The organism is Dyadobacter sp. (assembly GCF_051859145.1).
Lineage (GTDB): Bacteria > Bacteroidota > Bacteroidia > Cytophagales > Spirosomataceae > Dyadobacter.
The window spans coordinates 1-9,844 of the sequence record NZ_JBHYGF010000133.1; the positions used below are offsets into that span (position 1 = coordinate 1).

Annotated in this window: 10 protein-coding genes; 2 read left to right on the forward strand and 8 right to left on the reverse strand. The window is 47.5% G+C overall.

Annotated elements, in window-relative coordinates:
* Positions 1-83: 83 nt before the first annotated feature.
* Positions 84-1,271 (forward strand): Na+/H+ antiporter NhaA, encoded by a 1,188-nt coding sequence (gene nhaA, locus ACTIE6_RS09380; protein ID WP_439556391.1) that lies wholly within the window; start codon positions 84-86, stop codon positions 1,269-1,271.
* Positions 1,272-1,287: 16 nt separating this feature from the next.
* On the opposite strand, the gene ACTIE6_RS09385 is transcribed toward nhaA, so the two are convergent.
* Positions 1,288-1,794 carry a hypothetical protein gene (locus ACTIE6_RS09385; protein WP_439556392.1) on the reverse strand — a complete coding sequence of 169 codons (507 nt, stop codon included), beginning with the start codon at positions 1,792-1,794 and terminating at the stop codon, positions 1,288-1,290.
* Positions 1,795-1,851: 57 nt separating this feature from the next.
* Here ACTIE6_RS09385 and nfi point away from each other — a divergent pair, with 57 nt between their 5' ends.
* Positions 1,852-2,592, forward strand: a complete 741-nt coding sequence (nfi, locus tag ACTIE6_RS09390) for a deoxyribonuclease V (RefSeq protein WP_439556393.1) — start codon at positions 1,852-1,854, stop codon at positions 2,590-2,592.
* Here nfi and ACTIE6_RS09395 read toward each other — a convergent pair.
* From ACTIE6_RS09395 to ACTIE6_RS09425, 7 genes are all read right to left on the reverse strand, one after another.
* Entirely contained in the window at positions 2,584-3,747 is a 1,164-nt protein-coding gene (locus ACTIE6_RS09395; protein ID WP_439556394.1) for a glycoside hydrolase family 18 protein, read from the reverse strand. The two genes, nfi and ACTIE6_RS09395, sit on opposite strands and share 9 nt — an antisense overlap.
* 80 nt (positions 3,748-3,827) lie before the next feature.
* The gene (ligD, locus tag ACTIE6_RS09400; protein WP_439556395.1) at positions 3,828-4,727 is read right to left on the reverse strand and encodes a non-homologous end-joining DNA ligase; all 900 of its coding nucleotides are present in this window, start codon (positions 4,725-4,727) and stop codon (positions 3,828-3,830) included.
* Position 4,728: 1 nt separating this feature from the next.
* Complete coding sequence (locus tag ACTIE6_RS09405) at positions 4,729-5,502, reverse strand: Ku protein (protein WP_439556396.1); 774 nt, start codon at positions 5,500-5,502, stop codon at positions 4,729-4,731.
* Between the two features lie 61 nt (positions 5,503-5,563).
* Positions 5,564-6,316, reverse strand: coding sequence for a LytR/AlgR family response regulator transcription factor (locus tag ACTIE6_RS09410; protein ID WP_439556397.1), 753 nt, complete (start codon positions 6,314-6,316; stop codon positions 5,564-5,566).
* A complete protein-coding gene (locus tag ACTIE6_RS09415) occupies positions 6,313-7,389 on the reverse strand; it encodes a sensor histidine kinase (protein WP_439556398.1) in 1,077 nt (358 codons plus the stop codon). The genes ACTIE6_RS09410 and ACTIE6_RS09415 overlap by 4 nt, the downstream gene beginning before the upstream one ends.
* A gap of 32 nt (positions 7,390-7,421) precedes the next feature.
* The gene (locus ACTIE6_RS09420) at positions 7,422-8,072 is read right to left on the reverse strand and encodes a hypothetical protein (protein WP_439556399.1); all 651 of its coding nucleotides are present in this window, start codon (positions 8,070-8,072) and stop codon (positions 7,422-7,424) included.
* A 22-nt stretch (positions 8,073-8,094) separates the two neighbouring features.
* Positions 8,095-9,844 (reverse strand): TonB-dependent receptor plug domain-containing protein (locus ACTIE6_RS09425; protein WP_439556400.1); only part of this gene is annotated, 1,750 nt, incomplete at its 5' end.

The window sequence follows — 9,844 nt, forward strand, 5'->3', positions numbered from 1 at the left end:
CGCTTGATATAACATGAAGAAATATCGGAAAAGCACAATTTGTCTTGCCGGTAACTCAAAAAAATATTTATTAAATTGGCCGTATGCGCAGATTAATCAACTTAAAGCCCCTCAAAGAATTCCTGCAATCCAGTACAGCAGGAGGCATCATACTGATCGTATGTGTGATCGTTTCACTTGGAATCGCCAACTCGTCCATCGGACCTGCCTTTGAGCGACTGCTCGGCATTGAGCTGGGTTTCAATTCCGGACCGGTGCATTTACGATATCCCGTTTTGTTGTGGATTAATGATGGTTTGATGGCCATATTCTTCCTGATGGTGGGTTTGGAAATCAAGCGGGAGCTGGTGGAAGGGGAGTTGTCTTCATTCAAAAAAGCTGCATTACCGATATTCGCGGCGATAGGCGGCGTAATGGTGCCAGCACTGATTTATACAGCCTGCAACAGCGGCACACCTACCGCAGCCGGTTGGGGAATTCCGATGGCGACGGATATCGCATTTGCAATCGCAATTGTCAGTATGCTGGGGAAAAGGGTACCTGCTTCCATCAAAATCTTCCTGGCCGCACTGGCGATTGTAGATGACCTGATCGCGATCCTGGTTATCGCGGTATTTTACTCCTCAGAGCTGCATTATATGTACCTGTTGTATGCATTCGCCATTTTCGGCGGCATGTTGGCTATGAACAAGTTTGGTGTAAAAAACCTGGCCGCTTACCTGATACCGGGCTTGTTTATCTGGTATTTCATTCACCATTCCGGTGTGCATGCAACGATCGCGGGCGTACTGACCGCCTTCGCCATTCCCACCACGCCCGACGCTACTGAGTCTCCACTGGAAAAGCTCGAACATATTCTTGTAAACCCTGTAAACTTCGTGATCATGCCCCTTTTTGCATTGGCAAATACAAATATTGCGATCGAAGCCAACATGCTGGAAGGCCTGAATTCAGCGCTAGGACTAGGTATTATCGTCGGATTAACCCTGGGAAAACCAATCGGTATCTCACTGATTTCCTGCCTTACAATCAAACTTGGGATCGCATCGCGGCCGGGACACGCCACTTGGGGCCACATTATCGGCGCAGGTATGCTCGGGGGAATAGGCTTTACCATGTCAATCTTCATTGCATTGCTGTCTTTCCCGGGCGCACATGAAATTTTGGCCGAAGCAAAGTTTGCTATCCTGACCAGCTCAATACTGTCCGGTTTGCTCGGGTACTTTGTGCTGAGCAAATTTGCAATTGAAGGTAATTTGAAACGGCATTAACCAGAAAGCGAGCAGCTTACTCCGTTTTACACTTGATCAGGATATAGTCAAGATCCCCTTTGGCTGAAAATGCTGCTATTTCGGTGTACTTCTCGTAATTCACCCAGCGCTTGATCTCGTCGCTGTCCACTGTTGGATCAATGTTTTCTTTGAGATTGAGCAAGCCGAGAATCACCCGGTTTTCAAAATCGTATTCGGACAAGTCGCGCAGTACAATGCGATCGGCGATTTCGTTGATAAAAATGATCTCAACCTTACCATCGCGGTAAATCCGCTTCGGGCACTTTTCGCAGCCCGCTTTGGCATCTGCAAAGTAGCTGTCCAGCTTGCCCGGCCCCAGTATCGCTTCCACTTCCTGTTCACTCCGGAAAGCTACCTGTCCCAGGTCAAGCGCGACGACAACCGGCGCGTTTTCGTCGTGATCGTCGATGACGAAAAATTTGATAAAAACGGCAATAAGGATGATTACGAATATGATAAACTTCCAGTTTGCCCATTTGCGCTTAACCGTGGCGTGCTCCATTGAAGATGGTCTGATTTTTTAATTGGCTGATTTTTTATTAGCCAAACATCGAATATCATGCCAGATTTACTGAACCAGATTGTTCATACGGCACAGTCTAACTACGACCAGCTTACGATCCCTGAGGCAACTGCGATTCAGACGGAACTGAGCAGGTACCTAAACCTCGATCCAATGCAAACGCCCGTGCGGACAATTGCCGGCGCGGATATTTCACTTTCACTTTACAGTGAGACAGTTTACGCGGGAATGGTGATACTTACCTATCCCGATCTGCAACCCATTTCCTATTCTCTGGTAAAAAGCAGCACTACATTTCCATACGTGCCGGGCTACCTTGCATTCCGCGAAATACCCGCTTTATTGGAGGTTTACGAGCAAATTCCCGTCAAGCCAGATGTGGTGATGTTTGATGGAAATGGGATTATACACAAGAAGCGAATGGGGATTGCTTCGCATTTTGGGGTTTTGACAGGCGCTACTACCATGGGTTGCGCCAAAAAGAAGCTTACTGGAATCTACCAGGATCCAGCCGAAGAACGGGGCCGGTATTCCTGGGTGATCGACAAAGCCGAAAAGATCGGCTACGCATTGCGGAGTAAGGATAAGGTCAAACCTATTTTCATTTCTCCCGGGCATAAAATGAGCCTGGAAGACAGTCTTGCAATTGCATTAAAATGTCTGCACAAGCACCGGCTGCCCGAACCCACCAGAAAGGCCCACGAGTTCGTAAACCTTTTCCGGACAGGTGAGCTGACAGCCGGCTACCACGAAATACAGAAATCAACACTATTTTAACACCTTATCAATTTCGTTCAGCAGGTAGTTTTTCGGGTCTGAATCGTATTCCCAGAACATCACGCCCGCGAGCTTCTTGTCAAGTACATACCTGCATTTGTCGCGCACTGCTTCTTCGTCTTCGTAGCTGAGTATCTGCCCGGTAGCTTCATTGACCAGGTAAGGCGCTTTTGCAACGCTGTCCCTGAATGCTTTGAAGCCTTTTTTGTTCACCAGGCTATCCTTGATAAATGTATATCCTTTGTAATACTCCTGTGATTTCTGTTTTTGACCAAAACCGTTTTCCAGCTTCTCAACTGTGAATATGCGGCTGTAAAAAGGAAGCCCTACCACGAGCTTATTCATTGGAACTCCCGCCGCGTGAAATGCTTTTACTGCTTTGTCCACCGAGTGAGCAGCCTTGTATTTATCGCTCTGGTACAAGCTGGCGTGGTGTACCACCGTGTCACCCTGGAAAAGATCGTAAGTCATCAGATTGACATAATCGAGGTATTCGGCAGCTTTACCCATTTCGGTTGTGTTCAAAAAAGATACGAAACCCGCAGTTGCAGTAGTAAGCAGCTTTTTCTCACCTGTTTCCTTTTCAAGTAAGTCAAGTTCTTTTCTGATCGCTTCAAACATCAGGGTATAATTCTGCTTGTCTTCCGGGCGGTACACATTTCCTTCCTCGCCAGGAATAGCGGGATATTCCCAGTCAATATCCACACCGTCCAGCTTGTGCTTTCTGATAATATCCACTGAGCTCACTGCAAAAGTCTTTCTCGCAGAATCGGTAAGCACTGCATCTGAAAAATTTTCACTCCATGCCCAGCCGCCAATGGAGATCAGGATTTTAAGGTCAGGATTCTGGGTTTTGAGTAAATTCAGTTTCCTGAAATTCGTAGTGTCTGTCTTTTCATTGGTCAAAAACGCTTTACCTTGCTTGATATCCACAAATGCATAGTTGATATGCGTGAGTTTTTTAGCCTGGATATTTTCAGTATTGAGTAGTCCGTGGAAGCCGCCCAAATATCCGATCACAACCGGCCGGGTTGTTGAATCTGAATCAGCTCCGGCCTGCTCTTCCTGCCGGGAGTTACAGCCGGAAAGAAGCAGCAATGCAGCAAAAAGTAAGGTCAAAGAATGGGTAGCAAATCGCGCAGATTTGAAGATCATCGTTTTGAGAGGTTAAGTTGAAGCTTAAAATTAAAGATTACTTCCTCTTAACTCCTAATAAATAAAGCCGGAATGGGCTACTATGGAGTTTGTATCGATTCCAGCTTTTGAAGCGCTTTGGCCATATCAATGCCTTTTCCAAGTGCGCCTTTGAAAAGATCGCCTTTCTCTTCCACCCGCTTCAAAATGTTCTTGATCGTAAAATCGCCGATGCGCAATCCCTGCTTTACTTCACTCCATTCCAGCGGAGCGGAAACAGTGGCGCCGGGTTTTGGGCGGGCACTGTACGGACAGGCGAGCGTTTGTCCAATGCGGTTTTGCAGGTAATCGACGTAGATCTGGTTCTTTTTTCTTTTGGATAAGGATCTTTCCAGCGTAGTGAGTTTGGGAAGCATTTCAGTGACCATACTGGCCAGTATTTCCGAAAAATCCCGCGCCTCGTCGTAGTTGTATTTTTTGTTAAAAGGAATGTAAACATGCAGCCCGCTTGATCCGGAAGTTTTGCAGTATCCTTCCACATTGATCTGGTCCAACAGCGCTTTGATAGCCTGCGCTACTTCAATTACCTCGTCGAATGTGTTTTTATCCGAAGGGTCAATATCCATGACAATGTAATCGGGATATTCCAGCTTGTTGATCGTCGAATTCCACGGGTTCATTTCAATGCAGCTTTTATTGGCCACATACAGCAAAGTTTCCACATCATTACACACAATGTAGTTGACCATTTTGTCGGTCGACTCTGCGTGAATTGCCTCTGTTTTCACCCAGTCAGGCGCAGAGTCACCCACGTCTTTCTGGAAAAAACCTTCATCTTTTATGCCGTTGGGTTGCCGCCGCATGGAAAGTGGCCGGTTTTTCAGGTAAGGCAGGATATACGGACTGATATTGCTGTAATATTCCAGCAGCTCGCCTTTCGTGATTTGTTCGTCAGGCCAGTAGATCTTGTCCAGGTGCGTTAACTCGGCTTTCTTTTTCATATCAAGATGCTTTTCGTTTCGGCGCTGCCAGACTTTCTTTCAGCTGGGCCATCAAATCCTTGCTCTTCGAATGCACGATCTTCATTTTCGGTGCCGCCGCTTTTTTGCCTTTGGCTTTCGCCATGATCAGTTTCAGCAGATTCTCATTATAGGTATCCTTATATCGCGAAATGTCAAAATCCGTGGTAAGTTGCTCGATCAGCTGTACCGCCATGGCAATTTCAGCAGGTTTGATCTTCACCTCAGGCACCACCAGATCTTCGGTATCGCGAATTTCATCAGCGAAACGTATTTTATTCAAAATCAGCAGTTCACCTGCCGCCTTGATCAGTACCAGGCTCTCCCGATTCCGTAGCACGTAGCTACCCAGCCCGGCTTTACCTGTCTTTTTCAGTGCGTCGCGAAGCAGTGCGTATGGTTTTACCCCCGATTTTTCAGGTTGTAAATAGTATGGAGTTTCGTAGTAAATGCTGTCAATATCTTTTTCATTGACAAACTCGGCTATCTCTATGATCTTGGTTTTCTCGGGACTTGCCTTTTCAAAATCCTTTTCATCGAGCACCACGTAATCATCGTCTACCTTATAACCTTTTACAATATCGTCCCATTCTACTTCCTTGCCTGTATTTGCATTTACACGATGGTACTTGATGTTAGCGTGGTCGTTTTTGTCCAGCATATCGAGGTCGAGCTCGCTGCCTTGCGTGGCACTGAAAAGTTTGACGGGGATGTTTACCAGGCCAAATCCAATGGCCCCGGACCATATTGCTCTCATAATTTATATGCGCTGTTTACGGTTGGTAAGGACTTCAAAATCCGTGCCTTGGCTGTGAAAGTTACTGTCCCAGCCAGTTTTTAAACTGTCCCATTCGCTCTCGGCTGATCAGGATATCGTTATCGCTGCATTGATCGAGGTGAATTTTGAGGCGACTGTTGGAGTATGTAAAAACGTCCTTGATAGCAGAAATGGCGGCTATATATTTCCTGTTGAGCCTGAAAAACTGTTCAGGAGAAACCATATCCTCGACTTCGTCCAGCGTGTAATCCACTGTGAACTTCTTGCCTTGCCGGGTTTGCAGTAGAGTAACTTTCTCTTCGCTGAAAAAGAATGCAATATCAGCCACATCGATTGTCTGAATGCGTTCGCCCATTTTGACCAAAAACCTCGTTTTAAAAACTTTCGGAGCAGGCGCGAGCAGCTGTCTGATCTGGTCAAGTGATAGCGCGGGTTCCTTGCGGCCGGCTTTGAATTTGTCTAATGCATTGTTCAGCTCTACGGGATCTATTGGTTTGAGGAGGTAGTCAATGCTGTTGAGTTTGAAAGCTTTAACCGCATATTGGTCAAATGCGGTGCAGAAAATGATTGGCGAAGTCACTTTCACTTCTTCAAAAATCGAGAAGCTAATCCCGTCAGCGAGCTGGATATCGAGGAAAATCAGGTCGGGTTCTGCATTTGTTTTCAGCCAGTTTACCGCACTGGTCACGGTATCTAGCACAGCTTCAATGCGGGCTTCCGGCAGCCGGTCGCTGATCAGCTGGGTGAGCCTGCGGGCGGCCGGTTTCTCGTCTTCTATAATCAGGATCTTCATCTCGGGAGGTCAGTTTTTAGCAAAGGTAATTTCACAATAAAGTAACCCGATCCATTTTGAACTGAAATAGGCTGGTGGCTCAGCAGTTCATACCTCTTGCTGATATTGGACAATCCAATACCTGTTGATTCCTCGGTAATGCGGCTTTTGAGCTGCAAATTGTTTTTCACCACCAGGAAATCATTTTCCAGATAAATATTAATGCGTAATGGATTTTCGGTTGAGGCAATGTTATGCTTGATTGCATTTTCCAGCAGCAACTGCAGCGAAAGCGGCGGCAGCATACCTTTCTGGTTTTCGTCGATTTGTAGCCGGTAATCGAGGTTTTCCTCAAATCTGATCTTTTGAAGCGACAGGTAATTTTTGGCAAAATCAAGCTCCTGTCCCAGAGTGACCAATTCCTCATGCTGCACATCGAGCACATATCTGTAAATCCGGGAAAGCTGCTGGATAAACCGCGCGGCCGTTTCCTGGTTTTCGTAAACAAGGTTACTCAGCACATTCAATGAATTGAAAAGAAAATGCGGGTTCAGCTGGTCTTTCAGTGACTGGTACTGTTGCGCGAACCGCTCAGTTTTCAATTTTTCAGTCTCAATCGCCGCCTTGCGCCATTCCAGCAGAAACGACCGGCTCATCAGCAAAAAAGAGATTACCAGCGAGAGCTGCATCGGAAACCGGGTATATCCCACCAGTTTGCCCCACGGAACCGCATTCAGCGTAAAAGCCTGTTTGACCAAAAACAAATGGGCAAAAATGACAATGAAGCTCGCCACAAAAACATAGGCTGCATAAGCCGAGTACTCCACGAAAAGTCGCTTGACAGGATATTGGATCCATGGAAGTCGCTTGTCAAAAAACCGGTCGGACTGGAACCCGCCGTAGCTGAGCAGGCTCGACATCAGGAAAGAGATCAGGAAATCGTCGGCACTACTTCGCCAGTTTGCCGAATCCAGCACACAGGAGGGACAGGTAAATACCATAATTCCCAGTGCGATCAGCACATTCGTCGCAAAGAATGCAGGTGAAAAATTCCAGAATGCTTTCGATCCCTTGACCGAGCCTTCGCCACTCATTTAGTTGCTGTTTATAATGTAATGCAAAACTGTTACTGGCAATTTTTGCTCATTCCTTCTGCCAGGTTTTTGCCCCAGTAAGGCATTAGCGCCGCTTTCAAGGCTTCATCATTTTGTTTTTCAAATGCCGCCACGCTTTGTTTTGCCAGCCCGCAAGCTTTTTCCGGACCAGATCCGAAGAATTTCGCCATTCCGGCTTCCATTTGCGCCATTAATATCAGCGCGCGCGGATTTTGGTTGTCGATCGATAGTGCTTTTCCAAAAGTCTGCAAAACCTGCGCAGACAAAGTTTGTCCGCGGCTTCCAGGATCTGCGCTCAGGCTGGCCATTGTCGCAAAGCCATGTAAAGTCACAATTTCAGCATTATTTGAGGAAATAGCCTCGGCTTTTTTTATCAATTCCCCAGCCTGCGCCAGCGCCGCATCTTTCTTGTCCAGCGACAAACTGTTGTTCAATCCCTGGAAAGTGTAGGCGAGCGCCTGGTAGTAGTAAGGCTGCCATTCTTTGGGATTCAACGCGGCAATGCGGGCAAATGCATTCGCCGCTTCCTGTAATTGCGGCAGCGAGTCAGTTTGCATGAGTTTGCCAATTTCCTTCTTCATGGCTTTCTGGTAAGGTGTTTCCTGTGCATTTGCGGTGAAAACAAACAGCAACATAGCGAGTAATAGGGGTAGCTTTTTCATGAATTCAGTTTTAAAAGGTTGATTATAGATTGTTTAACTGATTGGCACTTTTGTCTTTGGAAAGGGTAATGAACAAGCCGATGAATGCCATTCTTCGTGCACCCTGTCCAATCGGCAGACTGGCGAAAGCGCCAGTTTCGTCAGGTGCGGCAGCGAACCGGTAGCCAAATACATTCTGGCGGCCGAGTACATTGGAGCAGGCGAAGTGGATGATCATGTTGGGGCGGGGCAGGTAACTCCAGCTCAGGCTCAGGTCGCTGTACCCGCGCGTTTTCTGCTGCATTTCGCCGGGCAGGTTGGGGTTATCAAAGGGATAGCCGCTATTCCACGACCAGGAGCTGCCCAGCTGTGATTTCAATGCACCTACAAAGTGTTTCACTACTACCGATCCATTGTGTTTGGGCGCAAACGAAGGCTGTACGCGCGTTTCGTAAGCTGCAAACTTCCTTTTACTATCTACAAAACTGTATGTGATCCAGAAGTCGGTGCCTTTGATGCTCTTGCGGTCGCGGTAGAAAAAGTCGGCGCCTCTTGCATACCCGGCACCATTTTGCCCGATTTGCTGCGGATCTGCGGCGGTACCCTGGTAAGTAATGAGGTTATCGTAATTTTTGTAAAAAGCTTCTGCACGGAATGTTCTGTTGTTATTGACAATAAAGTAGTTGAGAATGTAATGGGTAGCCGCGCTGTTTTTCAGGTCAATCTGGCGGACGCGATATTTCTCTTCGGGTAACTGCTTAAACCGGCCAGCCGCAATGGAAAACTGTCCCTGACCAGCCTTATAAGCAACCGAAAAACGGGGTGTAAACCAGGTTTGGCCTGCTTCCGAGCTGTACCCGCTTCTCAGCCCGCCGACCATGATCAGGCGATTGCTGAAATAGTAGGTAGCTTCCACAAAATGATTCAACTGCTGATCAGTATAGCCGCGCTTCCGGTTTGCATCCGGCAATGCTTCCGAATAGCTTTTGATATACCATTCCAAACCATTTTTCAATGAAAACTGCGGCGAGAAATCCTTCACAGCCACAATTTTTGAATGGGTTACCTGATTGACCTGGCGCACCGGATTAAGGTTGATCTGCAATGCATCGCGGTTATGCGAGTAGGCGACTCCTCCGTAAAACAGCCAGCCGTTTTGAATGGCATGTTTGAAAGACAAATTCCCGTACGAGTACCTGTTATGCAGCTGTACGCGCTCGCCGCGGCTGTCGCTACCCGGGACAGGCTGCCAGATCACCATTTGACTTCCTTCTGTGTGGAAGTAGGCTTTTACAAATCCGGAAGTACCTTTTGCCGCATTGCCCCATTTCTGCCTGAGTGAAATTTCAGAATCCCAGCTGGCCGGACTTTTCTCCCAATCAAAATTCTGCCGCACCAGCGACTGGTAGGGAGCCAGGTTGTAGTAGTTAGCGGATGCTGTCAATGCATTTTGCTTCCCTACCAAAGTTTGCGTGTACCCGCCGCCCAGCGACATAATGCTGATATCGCCCTGGTTCCGCAAAGGAAGGTCAAGCGTATTCAATGCGAGCGCAGAAGAAAGCGCTTGTCCGTATTCAGCCGAGTAGCCGCCGGTACTGAAAAACGATCCCTTGAAAAGATTGGGGCTGAAACGCGTCCGGGTCGGTACATTGGATGCCGTACTGCCAAATGCATTACCTACCTGCAACCCGTCGATGAAGATGGAAGTCTCCGACGCATCGCCGCCCCGGACAAACAACCGTCCATCGTTCCCCACTGTGGAGGTTCCGGGCAAAGTCAGCAATGCAGCTGTG

Coding starts and splice junctions, on each gene's coding strand:
- ACTIE6_RS09415 (WP_439556398.1), bottom strand. CDS start 7,389: ATGAGTGGCGAAGGCTCGGTCAAGGGATCGAAAGCATTCTGGAATTTT.
- ACTIE6_RS09395 (WP_439556394.1), bottom strand. CDS start 3,747: ATGATCTTCAAATCTGCGCGATTTGCTACCCATTCTTTGACCTTACTT.
- ACTIE6_RS09405 (WP_439556396.1), bottom strand. CDS start 5,502: ATGAGAGCAATATGGTCCGGGGCCATTGGATTTGGCCTGGTAAACATC.
- nfi (WP_439556393.1), top strand. CDS start 1,852: ATGCCAGATTTACTGAACCAGATTGTTCATACGGCACAGTCTAACTAC.
- ligD (WP_439556395.1), bottom strand. CDS start 4,727: ATGAAAAAGAAAGCCGAGTTAACGCACCTGGACAAGATCTACTGGCCT.
- ACTIE6_RS09385 (WP_439556392.1), bottom strand. CDS start 1,794: ATGGAGCACGCCACGGTTAAGCGCAAATGGGCAAACTGGAAGTTTATC.
- ACTIE6_RS09410 (WP_439556397.1), bottom strand. CDS start 6,316: ATGAAGATCCTGATTATAGAAGACGAGAAACCGGCCGCCCGCAGGCTC.
- ACTIE6_RS09420 (WP_439556399.1), bottom strand. CDS start 8,072: ATGAAAAAGCTACCCCTATTACTCGCTATGTTGCTGTTTGTTTTCACC.
- nhaA (WP_439556391.1), top strand. CDS start 84: ATGCGCAGATTAATCAACTTAAAGCCCCTCAAAGAATTCCTGCAATCC.